Source organism: Mesorhizobium sp. WSM4836, assembly GCF_055811815.1.
The window spans coordinates 111108-136085 of the sequence record NZ_JBVVQF010000012.1; the positions used below are offsets into that span (position 1 = coordinate 111108).

Annotated in this window: 22 protein-coding genes; 4 read left to right on the plus strand and 18 right to left on the minus strand. The window is 63.5% G+C overall.

Annotated elements, in window-relative coordinates; all coding sequences use genetic code 11:
* Positions 1 to 55 precede the first annotated feature (55 nt).
* Genes AC0L2P_RS16210 through bglB form a run of 3 tightly spaced genes read right to left on the minus strand, consistent with a single transcriptional unit; the run spans position 56 to position 4502 of the window.
* Positions 56 to 2575 carry a hypothetical protein gene (locus AC0L2P_RS16210; RefSeq protein WP_473502333.1) on the minus strand — a complete coding sequence of 840 codons (2520 nt, stop codon included), beginning with the start codon at positions 2573 to 2575 and terminating at the stop codon, positions 56 to 58.
* A complete protein-coding gene (gene kduI, locus AC0L2P_RS16215) occupies positions 2572 to 3405 on the minus strand; it encodes a 5-dehydro-4-deoxy-D-glucuronate isomerase (RefSeq protein ID WP_473502334.1) in 834 nt (277 codons plus the stop codon). Before kduI ends, AC0L2P_RS16210 begins: the two co-directional genes overlap by 4 nt.
* Positions 3402 to 4502 carry a beta-galactosidase BglB gene (gene bglB, locus AC0L2P_RS16220; protein WP_473502335.1) on the minus strand — a complete coding sequence of 367 codons (1101 nt, stop codon included), beginning with the start codon at positions 4500 to 4502 and terminating at the stop codon, positions 3402 to 3404. Before bglB ends, kduI begins: the two co-directional genes overlap by 4 nt.
* A 109-nt stretch (positions 4503 to 4611) precedes the next feature.
* Here bglB and AC0L2P_RS16225 point away from each other — a divergent pair, with 109 nt between their 5' ends.
* Positions 4612 to 5679: a LacI family DNA-binding transcriptional regulator gene (locus tag AC0L2P_RS16225; protein ID WP_473502336.1), complete on the plus strand. Its 1068-nt coding sequence runs from the start codon at positions 4612 to 4614 to the stop codon at positions 5677 to 5679.
* Here the strand turns inward: AC0L2P_RS16225 and AC0L2P_RS16230 are convergent.
* Both AC0L2P_RS16230 and AC0L2P_RS16235 read right to left on the minus strand, forming a co-directional pair.
* Positions 5664 to 6146, minus strand: coding sequence for a flavin reductase family protein (locus AC0L2P_RS16230; protein ID WP_473502337.1), 483 nt, complete (start codon positions 6144 to 6146; stop codon positions 5664 to 5666). The two genes, AC0L2P_RS16225 and AC0L2P_RS16230, sit on opposite strands and share 16 nt — an antisense overlap.
* Positions 6146 to 7303: an LLM class flavin-dependent oxidoreductase gene (locus AC0L2P_RS16235; RefSeq protein WP_473502338.1), complete on the minus strand. Its 1158-nt coding sequence runs from the start codon at positions 7301 to 7303 to the stop codon at positions 6146 to 6148. The genes AC0L2P_RS16230 and AC0L2P_RS16235 overlap by 1 nt, the downstream gene beginning before the upstream one ends.
* 230 nt (positions 7304 to 7533) lie before the next feature.
* On the opposite strand from AC0L2P_RS16235, the gene AC0L2P_RS16240 reads away from it, so the two are divergent.
* Both AC0L2P_RS16240 and AC0L2P_RS16245 read left to right on the plus strand, forming a co-directional pair.
* On the plus strand, positions 7534 to 8190 hold the full coding sequence (locus AC0L2P_RS16240; RefSeq protein ID WP_473502339.1) for a GntR family transcriptional regulator: 657 nt from the start codon (positions 7534 to 7536) through the stop codon (positions 8188 to 8190).
* A gap of 60 nt (positions 8191 to 8250) precedes the next feature.
* Entirely contained in the window at positions 8251 to 9324 is a 1074-nt protein-coding gene (locus tag AC0L2P_RS16245) for a Gfo/Idh/MocA family protein (protein WP_473502393.1), read from the plus strand.
* 30 nt (positions 9325 to 9354) lie between these two features.
* On the opposite strand, the gene AC0L2P_RS16250 is transcribed toward AC0L2P_RS16245, so the two are convergent.
* The 13 genes from AC0L2P_RS16250 to AC0L2P_RS16310 all read right to left on the minus strand — a co-directional run bounded on the left by AC0L2P_RS16250 (position 9355) and on the right by AC0L2P_RS16310 (position 23330).
* A complete protein-coding gene (locus AC0L2P_RS16250) occupies positions 9355 to 10413 on the minus strand; it encodes an ABC transporter ATP-binding protein (RefSeq protein WP_473502340.1) in 1059 nt (352 codons plus the stop codon).
* Between the two features lie 38 nt (positions 10414 to 10451).
* The gene (locus AC0L2P_RS16255; protein WP_473502341.1) at positions 10452 to 11273 is read right to left on the minus strand and encodes a carbohydrate ABC transporter permease; all 822 of its coding nucleotides are present in this window, start codon (positions 11271 to 11273) and stop codon (positions 10452 to 10454) included.
* Positions 11274 to 12176: a carbohydrate ABC transporter permease gene (locus AC0L2P_RS16260; RefSeq protein WP_245274609.1), complete on the minus strand. Its 903-nt coding sequence runs from the start codon at positions 12174 to 12176 to the stop codon at positions 11274 to 11276.
* 35 nt (positions 12177 to 12211) lie between these two features.
* Entirely contained in the window at positions 12212 to 13549 is a 1338-nt protein-coding gene (locus tag AC0L2P_RS16265; protein ID WP_473502342.1) for an extracellular solute-binding protein, read from the minus strand.
* Between the two features lie 61 nt (positions 13550 to 13610).
* Positions 13611 to 14270, minus strand: coding sequence for a GntR family transcriptional regulator (locus AC0L2P_RS16270; protein ID WP_023674176.1), 660 nt, complete (start codon positions 14268 to 14270; stop codon positions 13611 to 13613).
* Positions 14271 to 14309: 39 nt separating this feature from the next.
* Positions 14310 to 15194, minus strand: a complete 885-nt coding sequence (locus tag AC0L2P_RS16275; RefSeq protein ID WP_473502343.1) for a dihydrodipicolinate synthase family protein — start codon at positions 15192 to 15194, stop codon at positions 14310 to 14312.
* Positions 15195 to 15397: 203 nt separating this feature from the next.
* Positions 15398 to 17179, minus strand: a complete 1782-nt coding sequence (locus tag AC0L2P_RS16280; RefSeq protein ID WP_473502394.1) for an ABC transporter ATP-binding protein — start codon at positions 17177 to 17179, stop codon at positions 15398 to 15400.
* A gap of 11 nt (positions 17180 to 17190) precedes the next feature.
* On the minus strand, positions 17191 to 18135 hold the full coding sequence (locus tag AC0L2P_RS16285; protein ID WP_473502344.1) for an acetamidase/formamidase family protein: 945 nt from the start codon (positions 18133 to 18135) through the stop codon (positions 17191 to 17193).
* The gene (locus AC0L2P_RS16290; protein ID WP_473502345.1) at positions 18125 to 19768 is read right to left on the minus strand and encodes an ABC transporter substrate-binding protein; all 1644 of its coding nucleotides are present in this window, start codon (positions 19766 to 19768) and stop codon (positions 18125 to 18127) included. Before AC0L2P_RS16290 ends, AC0L2P_RS16285 begins: the two co-directional genes overlap by 11 nt.
* 32 nt (positions 19769 to 19800) lie before the next feature.
* On the minus strand, positions 19801 to 20721 hold the full coding sequence (locus AC0L2P_RS16295; RefSeq protein WP_352489639.1) for an ABC transporter permease: 921 nt from the start codon (positions 20719 to 20721) through the stop codon (positions 19801 to 19803).
* The gene (locus tag AC0L2P_RS16300) at positions 20718 to 21584 is read right to left on the minus strand and encodes an ABC transporter permease (RefSeq protein WP_473502395.1); all 867 of its coding nucleotides are present in this window, start codon (positions 21582 to 21584) and stop codon (positions 20718 to 20720) included. The genes AC0L2P_RS16295 and AC0L2P_RS16300 overlap by 4 nt, the downstream gene beginning before the upstream one ends.
* 19 nt (positions 21585 to 21603) lie before the next feature.
* Complete coding sequence (locus AC0L2P_RS16305) at positions 21604 to 22206, minus strand: ANTAR domain-containing response regulator (protein ID WP_352716477.1); 603 nt, start codon at positions 22204 to 22206, stop codon at positions 21604 to 21606.
* Entirely contained in the window at positions 22203 to 23330 is a 1128-nt protein-coding gene (locus AC0L2P_RS16310) for a transporter substrate-binding protein (protein ID WP_473502346.1), read from the minus strand. Before AC0L2P_RS16310 ends, AC0L2P_RS16305 begins: the two co-directional genes overlap by 4 nt.
* Before the next feature lie 519 nt (positions 23331 to 23849).
* On the opposite strand from AC0L2P_RS16310, the gene AC0L2P_RS16315 reads away from it, so the two are divergent.
* Complete coding sequence (locus tag AC0L2P_RS16315) at positions 23850 to 24965, plus strand: hypothetical protein (RefSeq protein ID WP_473502347.1); 1116 nt, start codon at positions 23850 to 23852, stop codon at positions 24963 to 24965.
* Positions 24966 to 24978: the final 13 nt, after the last annotated feature.

Genomic DNA, 24978 nt, shown 5'->3' on the forward strand with positions numbered 1-24978 from the left:
CGATGGTTCAAGCGGCCACGCCCTCTCCTCTTGAGCGTCGCAGCCGATTTCCTCCCTACTCGCTTTGCTTCATGCGCATCGCCTCACCGCGCACGGTCCAGTTGGCCGGATCGAGTGTACGTCCCTCAGCCACGATCCTTGCGTCGGCGAGGAAATGCACCGTGCCGTACTCCGGATCGTCGACGATCAACTCGCCGTCGGGACCCGACTGCACCGACAGGCCGGCAAAGGCGCCCACCCAAGCGTCGAGCGCCGGCAGATTGGCATTCCGGTCACCAAGGCGAACGATCCATGTCGTCCTGCGACCCGCCGCCCGCAACTCATTGCCGGCGGTCGGGCCGGCCACGACCTGCGTGAGCGGAACATCCGTCTTCAGCATGACGAACGCGTCGCCGGATTGCGCGAACGCCCGATCGCCAGCCACTTGCACGGCATCGAAGGCACTTGCCGGGAACCAGGCGTGTGTGAAATCGGGCTGTTCATCCGAGCAGGAGAAGCTGACTATGGCGAGGTCGCGGTATTGGTGAAGCCGAGGCAAAGTGCCTGAGCCGCCCCAATATGATGGTCTGCCATATCCCGATTGCAGCACTTCGCCGGGGTGGTTGATCCAGATCTGCGCATCCGGATTCTTGCCCAGCCGGGCGTGAATGACGGTCTCCTGATAACCCCATTGGTTCCACCGGTATCCAGCGGCGCTGCCCATCGCATGGTCGCGCGTCTTGTAGTGGTAGAGCCGCGCAAAGCGGTCTTGTCCCTGCGCGAAAGTCCATTCCCACGCCGTATCGTCGGTGAGGGAAGCAATTGCTGCCAAGCCGTCCGGAACGCTCAAATCGTGATCGCGCAGGCACAGTGCCAGCTGCGGCAGCGCATGAAAGCGCATGCCGTAATTGCCCTTGCCCCAAAGCATGCGGCAGATGCCGGATAATTCCAGGGAACGCGCGGCGCGCAGCGTGTGCTCATAGGAGCGGCCCTGCGCTCCGGTGAGGATGCCGAGATGCGCCGAGCGGGCAATGATTTCAAGCAGGCGTATCATTGCCTTGCCGGCACGTTCGGCGATGTCCTTGTCCGGGGCCAGCGCGTAGAGCGCGCACAGGCCCTTGAGGTCGATCGGAAAATAGGGCGCCGAGTTGAACTCGGCCATCTCCCATGCCTCGAAATGGTCGAGCCAGGCTCGCACCCGTGCGGCTCCAACCGCGGACTGTTCGCGGCCAAGATGGCCCGACCGCACGAACCGTGCATCAGGCAACAGGCCCCCGGCAATATAGGCGGCGGTGTGGAAGAGCAGCGCGTGGTTCTCGGAGAAGTACCACTGCACATCATTGCCGGGCTCGTCCATCCAGTAGCGATAGCCGAGGATGGCGTCGTCGACGCGCGCGCGCAGTCTCACTTCCAGCCGATCGCCATAAGCCTTGCGGCACCACAGCAGCGGCACCAGGATGAAGTCGGCGCAATCGTGACAATCCTCGATCGCCGGCAGCGTGCCGGAGATCATGGCGTCGGTCTCGGCGCCCTGCTGTCCGATCGCCAGCCGCGCCAGCGCGCGCACGGTGTCGGCTTCGGCGTGACCGGCGACCTCGCGCAAAGCCTCATCGATACGCGCGGTAAGCGTTTCCGGTGCCTCGCCCTGACGGCGCGCGTGGCATATCTCGACGCCGAAGACACGCGATACCGCATGGTCTGCGACCGTCAGCGTCACCTTGAAATGGCGAAAGTCGGCCGGCAGCTGCTCGGTATCGGCGATCGGCAGCCGCGTCTGGCCCGCCGGCAGATCGAAGGCGAAGCGCACCGGCGTCTCGATCGACATGAAATCGCCTTCGATCTCGACCTCGACTTGCGCGTCGCGCGGCAGGGCCACGCTGGTGGCGAGCGCCACCTCGCCGCCGTCATAGGCGGGGCGGTCGAAATGCATGTCGTCGAGGGCTGCTTCCATCGCATCGGCAACGCCGCTCTCGATTTCGATCGGCAGTGCGACCGAAGCAGCCGGACCGGATAGACAATCGAGCTGGAAATAGTAGCGGGCGTCGCGCTCGGCGAGATCGTCGAACCATATGCGAATGTCGTTGCGGCCGGCCTTCAGCTCGATCTTGAAATGCTCGGCACTTTCCAGATTGCGGCCGTAGGGCGCCATCCAGCCGGCTTCCTCACCATTGGCAAAGAGTATGGCGCCGCCGCATGTGCGCAGCCGCACCATCACCTCGCCGGTCGAGGCCGCCTCGATGGTCGTCTCGGCCCAGCTTCCAACCACCGTCGGCCGAAACCAGAAACCCGACAGGTCGATGCGCGGCGAGGCGAAGGGCAGCCAGAGGCGCTCGGCGCCGAATTCGGCGCTGACCTGTGGTCGCTTGCCGCGGCGTTCAGCTGCGAACTGCGTGCGGCAGGGATATTCATGGGGAATGAAATTCTTGTGCTTGGTCAAGAAGAAGAAGGGATCCATCTCGCCTTGCATGGGCTGGTCGGCCACGTCGTAGCGTTGCTCGGCGATAGACCCGAGCCGCCAATACACGATTGGCTGCCCCGCCACGAGCGGCCGGCGCAGCGTAAAGTCCGTCCGAACGCTTTGCGCGGCCTCGCTCATCGCAAATCCTTCACGGCAACTGGATCGACATCGGTGTAGGCCTGGTTCTCGCCGGTCATGCCCCAGACGAAAGCATAGGGGCCGGTGCCGGCACCCATATGGATAGACCAGGCGGGCGACAGGATGACGTCACCGTCGGCAACCATCAGGTGGCGCGTCTTGTCAGGCCGGCCCATCAGATGGACCACACGGTCGGCCTCGGCGAGGTCGAAGTAGCAATAAGCTTCCATGCGCCGCTCATGCAGATGCGGCGGCATGGTATTCCACACACTGCCCGGCGCGAGGTCGGTGATCCCCATCAGCAAGAGGCAGGACGGGGCCACTTCGGGATGGATGTACATGCGCAGCGTGCGCCTGTTCGCACGAGCCTCCTCGCCGAGCACAAGCGGCTTGGCTTCGCTACGAACGATGAGACGGTGCGCAATATCGGCGCCGGCCGGCACCGAGTTCATGTAGAAGCGTGCCGGCCTCTCCGGATCGTCGCTCTCCAGCATCACCTCGCGCGCTCCGCGTCCGACATAGACGATGTCGCGGTTAGCCACGTGAAAGCGCCGGCCGTCCACCGCGACCGCGCCATTGCCGCCGAGATTGGCGATGCCCATCTCGCGCGCGTCAAAGAAGAGCGGAGTGCCGACTTCGGCTCCGTTGCCGAATGCCAGCGGGTTGGCCAGCGGCACCGCGCCACCGACGATCATGCGGTCGACATGGGTGTAGGCGAATTCGATCGCGCCAGGCCGGAACAAGCCGTCGACCAGGAACTCGGCCCTCAGCCGGTCCGTGTCCATGCCGGCAATATCGCCCGGCGACGCGCCATAGAGCGTCCGTATCATGCCGGCTCCACCTTCGACTGCAGATGCCGGGCTCCTTCGGTCAGGCACAGAATGGCCAGCGCCTGCCCGTAGCCCGTCGGATGGATGGGTATATCGCGATAGAACTGCAGGTCGGCGCCCATGCGTGTGCCATAGGACACGTTCGCCACCACACCTTTGTCATCGATGTTGGCCACCACGGCTTCCAAGGCGCGGAGCCCGGCGGCAAGGCACTCTGTCGAGCCGATCCCGAGCCGCGCGGCCTTCATCAACCCGTAGCCAAAACCGGCCGTGGCAGAAATCTCGTCGTAAGACGTCGGGTCGTCGAGCAGAGTATGCCATGCGCCCGAACCTGCCTGCACCTCGAGCAGGGCGTTGATCTGCGTCTCCAGCACGCCGAGCAGATAGGCCCGAACCGAAGGCGCAATTTCGGCGAACTCCACCAGGTCGAGGATACCGACGGTAATCCAGGCATTGCCTCTCGCCCAAAGCGCGCGGGCGAAATTATGCCGTCCCGCGAACGTCCAGCCGTGGAACCACAGCCCTGATGCCGGGTCGGCGAGATAACGGGCGTGGACCAGGAATTGCCGTTCTGCTTCCTCGACGAAGCGACGCTGGCCGGCAGCCTGGCCATACGATGCGAGGAACAGTGCTACCATGAACAGCGTGTCGTCCCACAATTCGTGGTCGTTGACCCGGTCCGAAACATCATGCTGGAAACCGCCCTCGGGCGTCCGCGGCAAGGAGGTGACCACCCGCTCGGCCCATTCGCGCAGGACCGGCTCGAAGCGCGGCTGGCGCCGGCGCCGCCACAATTCGCTTAGCGCCAAAAGAGGTGCGGTGGTGTTGACGTTCATCGCCGGGAGACCGGCAGCGATGCGTCGATCGTACCAGGCCTCGATCGTCTGCAGCAGCCGATCGTCGCCAGTCTGCGCCCACATCCGAACCAGCCCGTAGAGCCCGACGCCTTGCGGCCATTCCCAGCTGTCGAAGCTGACATAGTCACCCGGCGTGCCGTCGAGATTCGGCTCATGGAACCGCCCGTCATGACGCAAGCCGGTCATGCCTGCCACAAGGCTGGCAAGCGCGGAATTCAGGCGTTCGGCCGATAGCGGCATCACTCCTCCCGTTCTCGCGCTGCATCAGAACTGTTTCACAGGCATTTTTCTTGCGCAATCTGAAAATTTTTTGCATTAGTCGGATGACTTTGCCGGAGGTGACGGAGCGATGAGTATCCAGGGCAAGCGCGGCCGCCCCAGCCGCCGCATTCGACTTGAAGAGATCGCGGCGCGTTGCGGCGTGTCGGTCAGCACCGCCTCCCGTGCGCTGAGCGGCGTCGGCGGCGTAAGGGATGAGCTTCGCGCCAGGATCATCGAAATGGCGAAGTCGATGAACTACGCCATTCCCGCCTCGGTTGCCGGCCGCAAGGTCATCCTGGCCGCAAGCAGCGTGGCAATGGTGGACCGTGCCCGCAATCAGTTCACCTACCATGTCCTTGACGGGCTCAACGAGCGCGCCCGGTTGCTGGGCGTCGAACTGGTGACCCGGCCGGTTTCGGCACCCGAGGACGAAATCGCGCTGCTGCGTGAATCCGAGCGCGACGACAGCGTCGCCGGCTGCCTGTTTCTGACGCTGGACGAGGACGACGTGCTGACGCTGACAGCCGGCTTCGCCAAGCCGATCGTGCTCGTCAATGGCGACGATCCCTGGATGCGCCATTCGAGCGTGACGCCCTGCAATCGCTCTGCCGCCATGCTTGCCGCGCAGCATCTGATCGGCCTCGGCCACCGCCGCATCCTGTTCCTGATGCGGCGTGGCCGGCGCACGATCGAGCGGCGCTACGAAGGTTGGCGCGACGCGCTGATCACGGCCGGCATTGCCGGCTTCGACGACTTCGTGGTCGAGGTGCAGGACTGGCTGCCGGAACTTGCGAGCAGGGCCGTGACCGAGCGCATCGCTGCCCGCGGCCTCGATTTCACCGCCGTGCTGACGGCCGGCGACAGCCTGGCGTTTGGTGCCATCGGCGGCGTCCAGGAGGCCGGATATTCGGTGCCTGCCGATGTGTCCGTGGTCGGTATGGACGACTTGCCGCTCGCTGCCTTCTGCAACCCGCCGCTGACGGCGATGCACATCCCCATGCGCGAGATCGGATCGGCGGCGCTTAGCCTGCTGCTCGACGACATGGCCCATTCGGGGTCGCCGCCGCGTCGCGTCGAACTTGCCTGCAATCTCGTGGTGCGCCAGTCGACGGCACCAGCCCGAAGCGGCGCCGGCGGTCATCAGCTGGCCTCTTGAGCGCGCGACTTGCCGCCAGCAAAGAGCAGCGGCAAACCCTCTTGCGTCTCCAGTTCAAGGACACGCCCAAGCAGGATCATATGGTCGCCAGCCGGAAAGCGGTCGGCGACGCTGCATTCGAACCGCGCCAGTGCGCGCGGCAGCAATGGCACGCCGTGTTCGCTCCACGACAGGTCAAGATCGGCAAAGTCCGTCCCCGACTTCGAAAAACGCCAGCACAGATCGATTTGATCTTCCGCCAGCACGTGAATGGCGTAGTGCGCGGAATTGGCGAAAGCTTCGAACCGGCGCGAGTGGCGGCCGATAGACCAGAGCACCAGCGGCGGATCGAGCGACACGGATGAGAAGCTGTTGGCGGTGATTGCGACCGGGCCGTCGGCAGTGCCGGTGGTGATGACCGTGACGCCGGTGGCGAAACGCCCGAAGGCATTGCGCAAAAGGCGTGGATCGCACGCGACATGCTCCATCAGCGGCGCTCTCCCGTTCCCAGTGGTGTCGCCGGTGTCCGTTCCGGCTCACGGCCATAGGCGTGCGGGAGCGAACATGTCTTGAGCTGGGGCAGGACCTTGGCGCCGAAATGACGCGCCTCATCGAGGTGCGGGTAGCCGGAAAAGATGAAGGCGCGGATCCCCATCTTCATATACGCTTCGATTTTCGACAGAACCTGATCGGTCGAGCCCACCAGCGCCGCGCCGCAGCCAGAGCGCGCCCGCCCGACGCCCGTCCACAGATGCGGCTCGACATAGCCTTCGACATCGGCGATCTGGCGGTTCCTAGTCTGGTGCGATACGCCGAGCGATCGGGCGTCGAGCGAACGCTCGCGGATCGCCCTGCCCTGCTCGTCGTCCAGCCTCGAAACCAGCTCCCGGGCATATTCCTTTGCCTCTGCCTCGGTGTCGCGCACGATCATGTGGACGCGCAGGCCGTAGTCGAGCGTCCGTCCATGGCGCTGGGCGCGCTCGTGGACTGCTCTCATGCGGCCGGCAAGCTCCTCCTTGGTTTCCGGCCACATCAGGTAGACGTCGCACTGTTCGGCGCAAAGCTCGAGCGCGTCGGGCGAATAACCGCCGAAATACAGCAGCGGGCCGCCATTTTGCTGATAGGGCTTCGCCGGCGCCGTCGAGAGCCCTTTATAGCGATAGACCTCGCCCTCGAAATCGATGCTGTCCCTGGTCCAGGCCTGGCGCAGGATCTGCACCACCTCGCGGGAACGCTGATAGCGGTAGGCGCTGTCGGCTGTCTCGCCCGGAAAGTCCGACGAGATGATGTTCACCGTCAGCCGGCCTTCCAGCATGTGGTCCAGCGTCGCAATCGTGCGCGCCAGCATGATCGGCTGCATCTCGCCGCAGCGCACAGCGGCAAGCAGATTGATCTTCGACGTGATCGGCGCGCAGCCGGCAACGAAGCTCAGCGTGTCCTGGCCGACCTGATAGGACGACGGACACAAGATGTTGCGGAAACCGAGCGCCTCGGACGTCTTCACGATCTCGGAGCAATGCGCCCAGCTCGAGCGCAGTGCGCCGTCCGGAACGCCGAGATAACGATAGTCGTCCGAGCAGAGTGCGGCGAACCACGAGACTTCGGCGGCACCGAGATCCGGCGAGGTGATTGGGACGATGCTCATTGCCACTCTTCAGAAAAGACGTCCGGGCCACTCTTCAATGACGCGTCCGGAGCTGCGAATAGGGCTTGCGTAGCATTCGTTTTTGTGTAGATCAATACTGTATCAATTTTGGAGCCACACCCGAAACCGGGATGCGATTGGAACACCGGATGCATTTGACAAGGGCGGACCCCGGCCACCGATCCAGCCAGATGCGCGGGCCCTTGCCTGTGCACTTGCAGACCAGCGAAATGCTGATCCGCGAAATCGCGGCCGGACGGCTGGCCGACGGGGCGCGGCTGCCGCCCGAGCGCGAGATGGCCGCGAGCCTCGGGATTGCCGTCGGCACGCTCAGGCGGGCGCTGGCAGATTTGACCGAAAAGGGCCTTCTCGACCGCATCCAGGGCTCCGGTAACTATGTGCGGGCGCGCGGCGAGTTGCTCGGGATCTATGCCTTCTTTCGCCTGGAGCGCATCGGCGGTGGCGGCCTGCCCAGCGCCGACGTGCTGTCCGTCGAGCGGCTGCTCAAGCCCGCCGACCTGCCGCAATTCGGCAGCGCGGGCGAAGCCCACCGCATACGCCGGCTGCGACGGCTTGACGGCGAGCCGGCCGCGGTCGAGGAGATCTGGCTCGACGTCAGCCGCGCCGATCGGCTCAAGCGCGAGGACCTGTCGGAATCTCTCTATCTCCACTACCGGCTTGCGCTCGGCTTTTCGATCGTTCGCGCCGAAGACCATGTCGCCGTCGCGCCTGCGCCGGACTGGGCCCCGCTCGAGTTCAGGCCACCGCCGGGGACGGTCGTGGGTTTCATTGAACGTATCGCCTGGGCTGGCGACGGCGCCAGCGCGGAATATTCCCGCAGCTGGTTCGATCCGGGCGCGGCGCGCTACGTCACGCGTTTCAGATAGGCCGGAGGAAGTCGCAGCGTGACCAGATCATCGATCGGCTACGGCATCATCGGCTGCGGCATGATGGGCCGCGAGCATATCCGCAACATCGCTCTGTTGCCCGACGCGCATGTGGCCGCGATCTTCGAGCCGGACCCCGGCATGTTGGCGGCGTCGCTGGCGACGGCGTCGGGCGCGCGATCGGCGGCATCGATCGCCGAACTGCTGGCCATGGACGAGGTAGACTGCGTCTTGATTGCCAGCCCCAACCACCAGCACCTCGGTCAGATGGAGCAGATCGCCGCGTTTCGACCACTGCCGGTGCTGGTGGAAAAGCCGCTCTTCACCGACGCCGCTGGCGAGGGGCGGATCGCGGCGCTGAAAGCTCGGCTTCCGCTCGTCTGGGTGGCCATGGAATACCGCTATATGCCGCCCGTCGCCGCGTTCGTCGAGCAGGCGCGCCACGCCACCGGCGGCATCCGCATGCTGACGGTCCGCGAGCACCGTTTCCCGTTTCTGACCAAGGTCGGCGACTGGAACCGCTTCAACCGCAACACCGGCGGCACGTTCGTCGAGAAGTGCTGCCACTTCTTCGACCTGATGCGGCTGATCCTCGGATCCGACCCCGTCCGCGTGATGGCGAGCGCTGGACAGGCCGTAAACCATCTCGACGAACGCTATGGCGGTGAGAAGCCGGATATCCTTGACCATGGCTATGTGCTGGTTGATTTCGCGAGCGGTGCGCGCGCCATGTTGGAACTCTGCATGTTCGCCGAGGGCAGCCGCTACCAGGAGGAACTCTGCGCTGTCGGCGGCGACGGAAAGATCGAATGTCTGGTGCCGGGTCCCGGTCGCTTCTGGCCGACCCACCTTGGCCCTGCGCCAGTGCCCCAGTTGATCGTCAGTCCGCGCAATCCGCCTGGACCACGCCTGCTGGAGATTCCCGTCGACCCCCGTCTGCTCGAGGCAGGCGACCATCACGGTTCGACCTATTTCGAGCATGTCCGCTTCACCGCTGCGGTGCGCGAACAAGGCAAAGTGGAAGTGACCTTGCAAGACGGCTGGTGGGCCGTCGTCATGGGTCTCGCCGCCCAGAGATCGGCCCGCGAAGGCCGCGCCATCGAACTCGCCGGTGAATTCGCGTTGCCGACCTAAGGCCGACCACGCATTCACCAGACCATAGGGTCAGATGCGCCGACCGGTTGCTGCGTCGAACAGATGCGCACATGTCCGGTCGATCTCGATCCGCACCCCTTCGCCTTGCTTGAGCGCAAGCCGCTCTCGGAAGAGGCAGGAGATTTCTTCACCGGAGCAGTCGACCCTGGCGAAGATTTCGGAGCCAGTCGCCTCGAGAAGAGTGACCGTGCCCGGCATGCCCTGCCCGGTTGCCCGGATATGTTCCGGGCGAATGCCGTAGACGAGCTCGCGTCCCGCGGCATCCGCCGGCTGGGCACCTGCCGGCAACGGCAGGATAAGTCCACCGGCGCTGCGGAACACGCCCTCCTCGATGCGGCCGGCAATGAAGTTCATGGCGGGCGAGCCGATGAAACCGGCAACGAAGAGGTTGGCCGGATGGTCGTAGAGGTCCAGCGGCGCGCCGATCTGCTCGACCAGGCCGTCATGCAGCACGACGATCTTGTCGGCCATGGTCATGGCCTCGATCTGGTCGTGCGTGACATAGATCGTCGTCGTACCCAGCCGCTGGTGCAGGGCTTTGATCTCGCCGCGCATCTGCACGCGCAACTTGGCGTCGAGGTTGGAGAGCGGCTCGTCGAACAGAAAAACCTGCGGGTCGCGTACGATCGCGCGGCCCATGGCGACGCGCTGGCGCTGGCCGCCGGAAAGCTGGCGCGGATAGCGGTCAAGCAGCTTTTCCAGGCCGAGGATGACGGCTGCCTTCCGGACCCGGCCAGCGGTGTCGGCCGGGTCGGCTTTCTTGATCTTGAGGGCAAAGCCCATATTGTCGGCAACAGTCATATGCGGATAGAGCGCATAATTCTGGAACACCATGGCGATGTTCCGGTCCCGCGCCCGCAGGTTGTTGACCATACGCTCGCCGATGGCGATCTTCCCGCCCGAGATCGTTTCAAGTCCGGCAATCATGCGCAGCAGCGTCGATTTTCCGCATCCCGACGGGCCGACCAGGATGACGAATTCGCCATCGGCGATATCGACGCTGACGTCGTGAATGATCTTGGTGGCCCCGAAGGCCTTCTGCACATTGTTGATCGTTACCGATGCCATTGGATCTTTCCTGGAAAAGAGTGATGTCAGGGCGCCCCTCAGCCGCCCTTGACGGCGCCAGCGGTCAGCCCCGCGACGATCTGCCTTTGCGCGAACATGGTCAGGATCAGCACCGGCAGGGTCACCACCAGCGCCGCCGCGGCGAGCGGCCCCCAGCTGACCTGTTCGTAGGACAGCATGTTGTAGACGGCGACCGGCAGCGTGCGCGTCCCACGGCTGGCGAGCACCACGCCGAAGACGAAATTGTTCCACGAGAAGATCACGGACAGGATGAAGGCGACGACGATGCCCGGCTTGGCGATGGGCAGGGCAACCAGCCGGAAAACCTGCCAGGAGCTGGCGCCGTCGATGTTGGCCGCCTCTTCCAGTTCAATCGGCGTGGTCTCGAAATAGCCGATCATCACCCAGACCACGATCGGCACCGTCACCACCAGATGAATGATGATCTGCGGCCAGAGCGTGCCGAGGATCCCGATCCATTGGAACAGCAGGAACAGCGGGATGAGATAGGATAGTCCAGGCGTCATGCGGGCGATCATGATGACGACCGCCGACCGTTCAGCCTTGAGCCGCGCGATGCCGTAGCCGGCCGGTACGCCGATCAGCAGCGCCAGCAAGGTCGCCGTGCCGGTCACCAGAACCGAATTCCAGAGATAGAGCAGGAAATTGTTCTCCTCGAACACCTTTACATAGTTCGACCAGGCGAAGCGTTCGGGGATCAGGATCGGCGGATAGGCACCGTTGTCGATCTCGAATTTCAGCGACAGCGAGATCATCCAGAGGAAGAACAGGATAGCCGGAGAGACGAAAACCAGGGCAGCGAAAAACAGACCGATCTGGTTGAGCAGCCGTGAACTCATCTATTTGCCCTCCGTATCGATCCACTGCGAGCGTTGGCGCAGCATCAGCAGGACGAAGGACAGGGCCACAATGACAATGAAGAACACCACGGCCATGGCCGAGCCGTAGCCGATATCGTAGTAGGAGAAGGCCGTGTTGTAGAGATAGATGTTGATGGTCTCCGACGCCGTGCCCGGCCCGCCCTGGGTCATCGCATAGATGATGTCGAAGCTCTTCAGCGCATCGATGGTGCGGATGATGACCGCGATCATCAGGAACGGCGCGATCATCGGCAGAGTGAGATAGCGGAATTGCTGCCAGGCATTGGCGCCGTCGATCTCGGCGCTTTCGAAGGGCTCACGCGGCACCGAGGCCAGCCCGCCAAGCACGATCAGCATAACCAGCGGCGTCCACTGCCAGGTCTCGACCGCAACAAGCGACGGGATGACCGTGTTGGCGTTGAAGATCCATTCCTGAGCCGGGATGCCGACCAGCGACAGCAGGTAGTTGAGCACGCCAAGCTGAGGATGGAACATCATTGTCCAAACCAGCGCCACGGCAACGGGTGTCGCCATCATCGGCATGACGAAGACGCCGCGCAGCAAGCCGCGCAGCGGAAACCTGGCGTCGAAGATCAGGGCGGCCAGAGTGCCCAGCAGCATCGGCGCTGCAACCGAGAGGAAGGTGTAGGTCAATGTATGAACAAGCGATTCCCAGAACCGTGGGTCGCTGGCCAGGCGGAGATAGTTTTCCATCCCGGCAAAGCTCCGCGACTGGCCGAGCGTCCAGCGATTGACGCTCATCCACAGGGTGAAAGCCCAGGGGAAAACGATGACGGCGCCGACGACGACGAGTGCGGGGACAACGAAGGGCCAGTAGTTGGGAGCCAGCCGGATCGTCTGGCTCCCGTCGATAACCGGCATCGTCACCCCGGTCTGTTCTGGGGTGGTGGCCGACATCAGCCCTGCTCGCTCCTGTCGAGAACCGGCTGGAACTGCTCGGTGGCCTTCTTCAGCTCCGCGGAGGGATCGGCGCCGGCAATCATGTTGGTCAACGCCACGCCATAAATGTCACGGAATTCGGTGACGGGGATGATGACCGGCAGCGCCAGCCGGCTGATATTGCCTGAGCCGACCACGGCATCGAGCCAGCTTGCCGGCATGGTGACGCCTTCGCGCACCTTGGGATCCTCCAGCACGGATTTGCGGAACGGAACGCCGGCGCCGGCCTGCAACAGCCGCGCGCCCATGGCTGGCGACACCGCCCACTGGCAGAACAGATAGGCGGCCTCCTTCTTCTCGCTGGCGGCGGTAACGCCAATCCCATCGCCGAAGGTGCCCGAGGCATGCGCCTTGGGGCCCTTGGGCATCACGCCATAACCGACCTTGCCGACCACCCTCGATTTTTCCGGATTTTCCATCGGCGGGGCAAAACCCACGCCGTCGAGCCACATGCCGATCTTGCCTTGCAGGAAGGCAGACTGTGCTTCGGCCCAATTGAACCCGGTTACGCCGGGAGGGGCGGACTTGGTCATCAGTCTTTGATAGAGCGCGGCAGCCTCGATCGCCTCGGGAGCCTCGGTGCGCAGCTTGCCCTTGTCATCGAGCGGCGTCATGTCGTAGCCGAGCATCAGCGACGTCCACACCGGCGTGTTTGCGTTCTTGAGCCCGCGCGCGACGAAGCCGTATGTATTGGTCGAGGGGTCGGTCAGCGCTTCGGCGGCGGCCACCAGTTGCTCGAAGGTCTCGGGGTATTTGAGGCCCTTGGCCTCGAACAGCTCCTTGTTCCAATAGAGGATCCAGTAGTCCACCGAGAACGGTAGCGAGCGCAGCACGCCCTGGCCGTCCTTGGCAAACAGCATGCCGGCTTCGGCGAAGTCGCTTTCGACCAGCGCCGGGTCGGTGAGCGACTGATCGGCGAGATAGCCGGCGATGTCCGCTAGCCACCCACCCTTCTCGAACTGGCGTTTCTGCACGTGGTAGCTCAGATGCACGACGTCGAAGCTGGGCTTCCCCGAGCTCAACTCGATCACCGTCTTCTGTCGCTGCTGCTGCTCGGGCGTTGCCTCGGCATTGACCTTGATGCCGGTCAGTTCCTCGAACTCGGCGAGATATTTCAGGATGGTGTCGCTGCGCGGGCTTTTCACCAGATTGACGTCAAGCGTCGTCCCGGCAAAGCGTTTCCAGTCGACGCCTGCGGCAAAGCTGGAGCGAAGCCCCACAAGGCCGGCAGCGGTGAGCGCCGCGGTTCCGGCAAGGAGTTGCCTCCTGGTTAGGCTGAACAGATTGGACGACATTTCTTCCTCCCGGTTGCTGTCGTTGTGGATGCGCCGCGAACCCCGGCGCGGCTATATTTCCTCAGATCTGGAGCGCCAGCCGGCGCGCATTGTCGATGTGCAGACTGATCGCTTCAACCGCCTTTTGCGGATTGCGGCTCTCCATGGCTTCGATGACGGCCAAATGTTCGCGCATCACCGGCACCACACGTCCATCGATGCGGAAACGCTCCTGGTGGATCAGCCGGATTTTCACCGAGTTGACCAGATAGGCCTTGGCGATAATCTCGTTGCCGAGCGCATTGATGAAGGTGTCGTGCATGGCCCAGTCGATGTTCTGGGCCTTGGCTTCCATTTCCGGCGTCGGCGCCTGCCCCAGAGCTTGAGCCAGCATCTCTTCATGTTCGCGCCGCATGCGGGCAAGTTCGGCGTCAGAAGCGCTGGTCGTGAATAGCGCCACTGCCTCGCGTTCCATGAACAACCGAAACTGAAACGCCTCGCGGATCAGATTGATGTCAATATGCGCGATCTGCATGCCGCGCTGAGGGATGGTAGTCAGCAGTCCCTCAGCCTCGAGACGCGGGACGATCTCGCGAATGGCACCCAGCGGCAGCCCGGTGAAAGCGACCAATTCGCGCTGTGACACGAACTGCCCCGGCCGCAGATCGCGGGCCAGCAAATGCCGCGTGAAGCTGGCATAGGCTTTCTCCCGGAGAGTGATCGGTTCGCTGCCGTCTTCCACTTCAGCTCGCTTCCTTGTCGGCCAGCCCGGCCTTGTCGGTCAGGCCGCCTCTGTCGCAAACAGCCTGTCGTAGGCAGCAGCAAGCTGCCGCTGTCCTTGCGGGCCGATCGCCTCCAGCGGCGGGCGGACCGCCAGCCAGCGCTCGTCGCCGGTCTTGCGCGCGACCATGACCTTCACCGCCGGCGTGACCGGGTATTTGAGCAATTCGAGCACGAAGTCCTCGACGCGTGGATCATCGCGGCCCTCTTCGACCATTGCGCCGATTTCGGCGGTAACAAAATTAGCCATGCCGGAAATCGCACCCTGTCCGCCGCCGCGCACGCTTCTCGCCAGATGCCGTTCGTCGCCGATCAGGATCACCAGATCGCCGTGCGCTTCAAGCAGCGCCTCACTGAAGCTCCAGTCCCCGCCGGAATCCTTCACCCCGGCCACCACAGCGGGAAAGGCGGCGCGCAACCGGCCGATCAGCCCAAGCGGGAGCGGCACCATGGTGACCGAGGGGATGTTATAGAGGAGCACGTCGCGCGCCAGCGGACCGAGTGCGGCGAAGACGGCGGAAAACCATCCGAACAGCCCGTCCTCGCCGACATTCTTGAAGTAGCTCGGCGGAGCGAGCAGAATGTTGCGAACGCCGCGGTGCAACGCGTGCCGAGCCTGATCGGCGGCATCTTCAGCTGCATCGACCAGCACTCCGGCAACGAGTTGATGTGCCGGAATACCGGCCGCCAGCATGGCCTCGGTGACGATCCGCCGCTCGTCGGTGCCGACCGAGGCTCCTTCGCCGGTGGTGCCGAACAGCGTCGCGCTGCTGCAGCCAGCGCCAAGGCAGGCTCGGGCGTGCGCAATCATCGGCGCGAGCGCTATCTGCCCCGACGGGTCGAAGGGTGTGGTTAAGGCAACCGAAAGACCAAAGCGGGAAGCCAATGCGATCTCCGTTGAAATCAATGTGCATGTAGCGTTATCATGCTAACATGTCAGATGTAAACTGATGATCTTGCCAACTTGGCATCGCCTAACGGCACTGCCGCGGCAGCGCCATCGCCGATCATTTTCCACCACTCGAACATCACATATGCAGCTGTCCCGAGCCTCTGCGGGATTGGCTGGACGAGGCAGCCTAAGCTCAATCAAGTGGCGACGAGGTGGCCGTCGCCAACATCTTCGAGCTTGAGTTTCCGGGGCTCCTCACCGATGCGCCGCACAGCGCTTGGAATTTCGCTGTCCAAACGGGCGAACCGGGTGCGGCGCCGGCCCGGATCGGGAACCGGAACGGCTTCGATCAGCCGCTTTGTGTAAGGATGGCGCGGCTTGGAGAAGATCTGGTCGCGGGTGCCCATCTCGACGATCTGCCCCAGATACATTACCGCCACGCGATCGGAGATGTTCTCCACCACTGCCATGTCGTGCGAGATGAAGAGATATGCGACGCCGAATTCGCGCTGCAGCTCCTTCAGCAACCTTAACACGCGCGCCTGCACCGACACGTCGAGAGCAGAGACGCTCTCGTCGGCAATGATCAGCTTCGGTCGCAGCGCCAGCGCCCGTGCAATGCAGATTCGCTGGCGCTGCCCGCCGGAGAATTCGTGGGGATAGCGCTCCATCTGGTCAGCGGAGAGGCCGACGCGTTCGAACAGGGCGGCGATCTGGGCATGCTGTTGCTCTCTGTCGCCGAGGCCGTGGATCAGCAGAGGCTCGGCGACGAGATCGCCGACCCGCATGCGCGGGTCGAGGGACGCGAAGGGATCCTGAAAGATCATCTGCACATTGCGGCGGACAGCCTTGCGCTCCTTGCGGCTGAGCGCCGACAGGTCGTGGCCGCCGATTGAAATGCTGCCGGTGAAGGGCACCAGCCCGGCGATCGCCTTGGCCGTCGTCGACTTGCCGCAGCCCGATTCGCCGACCAGCGATAGGGTTTCGTGCGGCGCGATCGAGAAACTGACGCCTTCGACCGCATGCACCCTGCGGTCAACGCGGCCGAAGAAGCCACCGTGCAGGTCGAAGCGGACGTGAAGATCGCTGACAGATACAAGCTCGGCCGGCATGTTGGTGACGTCTTGTCGGTCTTCGGCCGTCCGTCCGCCGCCGATGCGCGGCACGGCGGCCAGAAGCTCGCGCGTATAGTCGGCCTGCGGCCGATTGAAGATGTCGTCCGCCCTGCCCTGCTCGACCATCCGGCCATCGCGCATGATGATGACTCGGTCCGCCATCTCGGCAACGACACCCATGTCGTGCGTGATCAGGATAACACTGGTGCCGTGCTCGCGCTGCAGGTCGCGCAGCAGCTCCAGCACCTCGCCCTGAACCGTGACGTCGAGGGCGGTCGTCGGTTCATCGGCGATCAGCACGTCCGGGTTCAGGGCCAGAGCCATGGCAATCATCACGCGCTGGCGCATGCCGCCTGAGAGTTCGTGCGGATAGTGCTCGAGCCGCCGTTCGGCATCCGGAATTCGGACTGCCTTCAGCGCCTCGAGCGCCCTCAGCCGCGAGTTGGAGCGCGACAGCGAGGTGTGTGCCTCGATCGCCTCCGTGAGCTGCCGGCCGATGGACAGAACCGGATTGAGCGATGTCATCGGTTCCTGAAAGATCATGGCAATGCGGTCGCCGCGGATGCGGCGCATACCGCTCTCGCTGAGAGCCGCGAGATCCTGATCGCCGAGCCGGATGGAGCCTGATCTGATGCGTGCCGCCGGCTGCGGCAGCAAGCCCATGATGGCCAGCGCCGTCATCGACTTGCCGGAACCGGACTCGCCGGCGATGCAAAGCGTTTCGCCGCGCATCAGGCCAAATGTGAGGTCGAAAACGACGTCGCGCTCGCCCTCCTCGCCGCGTACGGCGACGCTCAGACCTGAGACGCTGAGTACCGGCCTGACAGAGCCACTCTCCGCGGCGGCCTGCGTGGATCGTTTGATGTCCTCCACCCTCATTCAAAGACGCAGCGGGGGAAGTAGAAAGAAACCACCCAGTTGGGCATGTCGACGATCTCACTGATGCGCAGGTCGCCGCAAACCGACACGAGCATATAGGCGTCTACCGGATCCAAGCGGTGGCGGCCGGAGAGCAGGTCGATCATCTGCGAGACGGCACTCCTGGCGCCGCCCATCAGATCCGGCCCGATACCGGTTGTCACCTCATAGCCCTTGGCGTCGAGATGTCGCGACACCGGACCGAGCGTCGTGAAACGCGGCGTCCGCAGCCGGGCATCCTTGACCAGATCGAGCGTCAGCACGGCGTTCATGGGGCTCTCGATCGCCGTGCCGCAGACCTCGCCGTCGCCTTGCGCGGCGTGCGTGTCGCCGACCGAGAACAACGCTCCCGCGACCTCCACGGGAAGGTAGAGCACCGTGCCGGCAGCAAGATCGCGGATGTCCAGATTGCCGCCCACGCGCCGCGGCGGGACCACCGAATGCAGACCCGGCTCAGCCGGGGCATTGCCGATGGTGCCGGCGAAGGGCTTGAGCGGCACCCGGCCGCTCTTGCCGAACAGCGCCGGTTCGAGCGAGGCGGCGTCGTACTTCCAGATATTCAGTGCCGGTTGAGTGAAGTCATCCGCCAACAGACCGAATCCCGGGATATTCGCCGTCCAACCGAAGCCGGACGGCTTGAACGCCTCGATGGTGATTTTCAGGGCATCGCCCGGCTCTGCCCCGTCGACATAGATTGGCCCAGTAACCGGGTTCACCTTGGCGAAGTCGAGCAAAGCAACGTCGTCGACGGCGCTCTCCATCGTCAGCTGCCCGCCGGACGAGTCCAGGCACTGGAACTCGATCGTCGACCCTGGCGCGACCCGTTCGGCCGGGACAAAGGAATTGTCCCAGCCGAAATGATGGTGGCGCCCGTGGATGGTGTAGTCGCAGTTATTGCACATCGGTCACATACACATTGTCGTAGTTGATCGGGATGTGGACCGGGTCGACATAGAGGTTGTCGGCGCCACCCATGCGGGCTGATTTCATGGTGAAACGCTGCTCGTTGAACACCGGTGCCCAGGGCGCGTCTTCCATGATCTTGCCGTAGATCTCGCTCCACATCTTGGCGCGTTCGCCAGCCTTGGCCGGGTCGACGATGGAGTCGGCTTCGGCTGCCTTGGCGTCGAGCTCCTTGTTGCAATACCACGACCAATTCCAGCCGCCTGGGACGGCACCAGCGCAGCCGAGAATCGGGCCGTAGAAGTTCGACGGATCGGGGAAGTCGGCGATCCAGGCCATGCCGCCGGACCAGATCATCGGCGCGCCGGCCTTGTCGCCGCCGGCGGCGATGACGTTGGCCTGCGCAAGCGACTGGATGCTGGCCTTGATGCCGACCGCCGCCAGATCCTGCTGGATCGCCTGCGCGATGCGCGGGTTGGGATCGGTGTTCATGGCAAACAGCTGCGTTTCAAAACCACCGGGATGACCGGTCTCGGCAAGCAAGGCCTTGGCCTTGGCCACGTCATAGGGATAGCCCTTGAATTCCTTGTCGTAGCCGGGCATCGACGGCGGCAACGGCTGATTGGCCGGCACCGCGCGGTTGTTGATCAGCTGGACGATGCGGTCCTTGTTGATCGCCATGTTGACCGCCTGCCGCACCTTCACATTGTCGAAGGGCGCCATGGTGGTATTCATGGTGATATAGCCGGTGTGTAACTGGCCGCCCTCGACGACACGGGCCTTCTGCTCGGGATCGGCCATCACCTCCTGGAATTTCGCCGGCGGAATGCCGTCGCCGGGAACGTCGATCTCGCCTTTCTGGAGCCGCAGCAGCGCCACTATCGGCTCCTGGCCGATCTCAAAGGTGACCTTGTCGAGATGCGGCAGGCCCTTCTGCCAGTAATCCGGGTTGCGCTCGAAGACCACGCGCTGGCCGAGCGTCCATTCCGCGAGCTTGAAGGCGCCGGTGCCGACCGGATGTTTGCCGAAGTCCGCGCCGTATTTTTCGACCTCTTCCTTCGGCACGACATGCGAGAAGTTGATCGCCATGACATGCAGGAAGGTGGCGTCGGGCCGGGTCAGCTCGAACTTGATCGTGTAGGGATCGACGACGGTTATGCCCGCCAGGCCTTCCGCCTTGCCGGCAGCGACATCGTCATAGCCTTTGATCGAGCCGAAGAAGCCGGCACCCGGGCTCTGTGTCTTTGGATTGGTGACCCGGTCGAGCGAATATTTCACGTCGTCGGCGGTCATCTCGCGGCCATTGTGGAACTTCACTCCGTGGCGCAGCTTGAAGGTGAAGGTCTTGCCGTCGGGCGCAATCTCGTAGCTCTCGGCAAGGTCGGGCCGCAGGTTGGTGGTGCCCGGCTCGTAGTCCATCAGCCCGTCGAACAGGCTCTTGATCATCGACCAGTTCTGCCAGTCATAGCCGATGGCTGGATCGAGCGTGGCGACGTCGTCCTTGTAGGTGATGGTGATCGCGCCGCCCTGCTTGGCATTCGGATCGACGGCGTCTTCGGCGCGTACGCTTGTCATGCCAAGCACCAGCGCAAGCGCCGATGCCGCCACGGTCGATATCAGATATTTTCTCATGTCATGTTCCTTTTCTCTGGTTTTCTTGGTTTTCATCTGAGCTTGATGCGTGGATCGATGAACGGTGCGACGGTGTCGGCTAGGAGATTGCCGAGCACGATGGCAAAGGCCGAAACCAGTGTGACCCCCATGATGATCGGAATATCGATGCGCTGAATGGCCTGCCAGGCTAGCTGGCCGATGCCTGGCCAGCCGAACACGCTTTCGACAACCACGATGCCGCCCATGAAGATGCCGATGTCGATGCCGATCATGGCGATGACCGGCAGGATGGCGTTGGGCAGCGCGTGACGGAAGATAATGGCGCTGCGTGCAAGACCCTTGGCACGCGCGGTACGCACGTAATCCTGGCGCAGCACGTCGATCATCGACGAGCGCATCATTCGGGCGTACCAGCCGGCGCCGAGAATTCCCATAGTCAGCGATGGCAGCACCAGATGACGCCAGGTGCCGTAACCGCCGATCGGGAACCAACCGAGCCGCACCGCGAACACATAAAGCAGCAGCAGGCCGACGACGAATTGCGGCGCCGAGACGCCGACGAAGGAGGCGACCATCAGCGACTGGTCGGTTGCGGTGCCACGCTTGACGGCGGCGATGAGGCCCATCGTCAGCCCGATCACGACTTCGCAAGCAATGGCGCCGACCATCAGCAGCAGGCTTGCCGGCAGCCGCGAGACGATCAGCTCCGTGACCTCCGAGCGCTGAATGTAGGAGCGCCCCAGATCGCCGCTGAGCAGGCTGGTCAGGTAGTGCCAGTACTGGACGACAAAGGGCTGGTCGAGGCCGAGCTGCCGGCGGATGTTCTCGACTGTCTCGGGCGTGGCGCTGCGGCCGGCGATCTGGCGGACAGGATCGGCGGGCAGCAGATAGAGCAACGCAAAGGTGATCAGAGAGACGCCGAGCAAGATGAGCACGGACTGGACAACGCGACGGCCGAGATAGGCGATCATGCCCGCCCCCTTTGCGTCGGATCGAGGATGTCGCGCAGGGCATCGCCGACCAGGTTAAAGGCCAGCGCCAGCGCCAGGATCGCCCCACCCGGAAAGAAAACCAGCCAGGGCGCTGCCTGGAAATAGGTCTGGTTTTCGAAGATGATGTTGCCCCAGGAAGCAGTCGGCGGTTGCACGCCGATGCCGAGATAGCTGAGCGTCGCTTCCAGAAGCACAGTCGTCGAGATGCCGAGCGTGCCCCAGACGATGATCGTCGGCAAAAGGTGCGGCAGGATATGGCGAAACAGGATGCGTGGGGCGCTTGCGCCGATAGTGCGCTCGGCATCGATGAACTCGCGCTCGGCGAGCGAACTTGTCTCGGTGTAGATGACGCGGGCGGTCTGCACCCAGTTCACCAATGCGATCACCATGGCGACGATCCACAGGCTCGGCTGGAGCACCGCCGCCAGGCAGATGGCGAGCAGCAGCGCCGGGAAGGCCATCATCAAATCGGTGAAGCGCATAAGCGCGCTGCCGATCCAGCCGCGGAAATAGCCGGCGGTGATGCCGACCAGCGTGCCGATCAGAAGCGCCACGCCATTGGCGACGATGCCGATGATCAGCGACGTGCGCGCGCCGAAGAGGAGACGGGTCAGCAGGTCGCGACCAAGCAGGTCGGTGCCCAGCCAGAACTGGGCGCCCGGCGGCAGTGGCGCGCCTTCAAGCGTGAGCCCGTCGAACATCTGCTCGTTCGGATCGTAGCCTGTCAGCCACGGTGCAAGAAAAGCGCCGGCCAAGACAAGGGCAATAATCCCGAGGCCGAGCAAAGCGAGAGGCCGTTTTAGCAGACGTCGCCAGACGCCGGCGCGAGGCCTGGTCGGCATGCGCCCGGCGGCTGAGAGCTCAGGCGCGATCGGATTGGTCATCGTCGCCTTCTTTTTGTGTCATCGCCACGATCCTGCGCGCGGCGTCCTCGACGCTGATTTGCCAGCTCATCGCCAGCGAGCGGAGCTGCGCATAGGCGCGGCCGTCCTCGGCGCCCTTCGACAAGACCTCCACGGCGCGTACGATGGTCTGGCGCTCCGCGACGCGCTGACGAAGCGAGGCGATCTCGCTGGCCAGAAGCTTGCGAGCCTCGAAACTCTGCCTTGCGATCAAAAGCGCGCTATAGACGCCGGCATTGCCGACCGGTTTCAGCAATTGGGCATCGGCCTTGTGCGACAGTGCCCATTCGACACGCCCCGGCGCCTCGGAGCCGATCAGCGCTATCAGCGGCATCGGTGCCTCGCCCGGCTTCCACGGAAATTGCTCGTCAAAGCCGAGGTCGACGTCGAAGAAAACGAAGTCCGCCGCCAAGGCTTCGGCCGGCAGTTCCGGCCAGAAGCCAATCGCCTCAAGGCCGATGGCCGACAATTGCCTTGTGATCGCCTGCACGGTCGGATGTGGACGATGCAGGACAAAAGCCCTGGCGCCTCCAAGGTTCGGGATACGCGCCATCTTGCTCACGACACCACCCGCAGGCGTGGCCGCCCGAACGTCTCCGTCCGGTCATAGCGGGAAAGGTAGGGATCGGGTGCCACGCCCTTCGTCAGAGTGACCGTTTTGAACGATGTTCCATCGATACGTCCGATCTGCACCGGCAAGGTAGCGTGCTGGGTTTGCGGGTCGATGGCGATGTCGCCCAGCGGTGTTCGAAATGATGTTCCGGCAAAGACCTTGGGAAGGTCCGTCCATTGTGCACCGGGGTTGCGGGTGAGGATCTCGGCGAGCGTGCGCACCGAGGCATAAGCCGCCGCCTCGAAGGATGAGGCAGGCATGACGGAAGACACTGAAGCCGCTCCGCGATCCGCCCCCGAGGTGTCGTGAAAATAGGGCCCAACGGAAAGATGACCATCGCCTGCCCCGTTGAGCGCCGGCAATTCGCATTCCGTGAGATTGCAGGACAGGATCGGGCAACGCTCCGGCCTGAAATGCGGGTCGCGCCGGCCAAGCTCGGCGTAGGCGGCGATAAACGCATAGGAAGAAGGGCCGATGAGATTGTTCAGAATGAAATCAGGTCTCGTCGCCTGTATCTCCGCGATCAGCCGCGCAACATCGACCTCGCCGAGCGGCAGATAGCGTTCGCCCAGCACCTTGCCGCCGGCGTCCGCAATCAGGTCGCGCGCCACGCGGTTGGTCTCCCAACCCCAGATGTAGTTGGAACCGAGCAGGAAGCCGTCGGCGCCGAAACGAGGCACGACATAGGCAAGCAGCGGTACGAGATGCTGATTGGGGCAGGCGTGCGTGTAGACGACATGCTCGTTGGCTTCGAAGCCCTCGTACGGGCAGGCGTACCACAGCGTGCCGCCTGCCCTTTCCAGGATTGGAATGACCTCCTTGCGGCTCCACGAGGTGACGCAGCCAATGATGTGACGCGCGCCGCTGTTGGCGAGAATGTCCGCGCAGCCGCTTGCATACCGATCGATGTTGCCCTGCGGGTCGCGCTCGACCGGGATAAATTCGAATGGGATAGCGGGATCGGCGTTGACGTCGGCGATGGCGTTCATCGCACCCGCACGGCAGGATTCGGACACCAGCCGGTAGTTGCCGGACCGCGAATAGAGAATGCCGATCTCGATATGCCGTTTCAAGCAAAGCCTCAAAATGACAATGCCCCGCAGCCACCGCCGCAAGGCGAGGCATACGAGGCATTCTTGCCGCCCGGCGGCCAGAGCCGGTATTTGTCCTCACCGTATTACGCCGGCGCCCCCAGTCAAGAGCCGCCACACGAAACTTTGGCCAGCCGAAACGGTTCGGCGCGGAGCACGCAACTCATGCCGCTGGTCGTGTAGAGTCCGCCAGGAACCAAAATTGCTGATGTCCAGGTATGAGGCCGGACAACCTGGTTCGCTACCATTCAAAGCAACGACTTTAATATCGGTTTACCTGAATCTGCTAGCAGCAATGACGCCGGTTTTTCGTCGATCAAGCAAAGGGTCCACCTTGCCGCAGCAATTCAGCACTCCGTTCGGTCATCGGAGCGATCGCAACTGGCCGAGGTTGCACCGCTTCATGGGCGTCGAGTTGGAACTCGCGTCCGATGTTCTCGTGCCTCGCGTCGCCTTGGCCCGGAAGCTCGGTGGACGGGACTTTGGTGGCGGGAGCCGGGCTTGAGCGTCATTCGCGCCTTGCAAGGCGCCGACCTCCCGGCAGTCGCGAACATGTTTCAGCGCGTGCTGTTGAAGGAAAGGACCAAAGCGCCGGCCTCTCTCGTGGAATACATGAAACGGTTTTATCTGGATGCGCCCGGTTGCGGAGACGACCTCCGGTCGCTTGTCCACGTCAACGACGCCGGTCGCGTCTCCGGATTTGTCGGTGTCCACGTGCTGCCGATGACGTTCAACGGCCGACAACTACGCGCCGCCATCTGTAGCTCGCTCATGGTCGAGGACCACGAGCACGATCCGCTGGCCGGCGCCCGCTTGCTGAAAGCTTACCTGGATGGTCCGCAGGACATCTCCTTCAGCGAGACGGCCAACGATATCTCCGTGAAATTGTGGACCCGGCTGCGCGGCGTGGTCCTGCCGCAATACAGCCTTGACTGGGTCCGCGTGATGCGACCGGCGGCCTTCATGCTCGGCCTTTCCGCCAATCGCATGGCGCTTGCCCGAATGCTAAATCCGTTGGCGCGTACAGTCGACCGATTTTACTGCAGGAGGATGACGTCCAGCGAACGACGCTGGTCGGGTGTGGCGGTGGATGGGGCAGGCCACGGAGCATTTCGTACATCCGAAATCGACAGCCACGCATTCGCCAAGCTCATCGAGCCGTTTACCGCTCAATTCACCCTGCGGCCGGACTGGACGGAAGACCAACTCGACCACATCCTGACCGATGCGGCACAAAAGCCGGATCTGGGCGAGCTTGTCTACGTTTGTGTGACGTCGCCAGTCGGCACCAATGTCGGTGCTTTCGCCTATTACGCACGGAAGTATGAAATCGGTCGCGTGCTGCAGATCCTCGCCCTCCCCGGCCAGGCGGGCTCCGTGATAGATTGCCTGATCGATCATGCCGCCGCGCGCGGCGTCAGCGGCCTGCGCGGACGTATTCAGCCTGCACTTCTAGAGGCGATGCTTGGACGACGCATCGCTTTCCTGACCGTTGCCTCAACGGTGGTGCATTCACGCGATCCAGAGCTTTTGGACGCCATGAAGAACTCGCAAGCCTTCCTGAACGGGCTCGCGGGCGAGCAGTGGAGTCGGCTGATCGGCAGCCGTTTCAGCTAAAACGGGACGCATT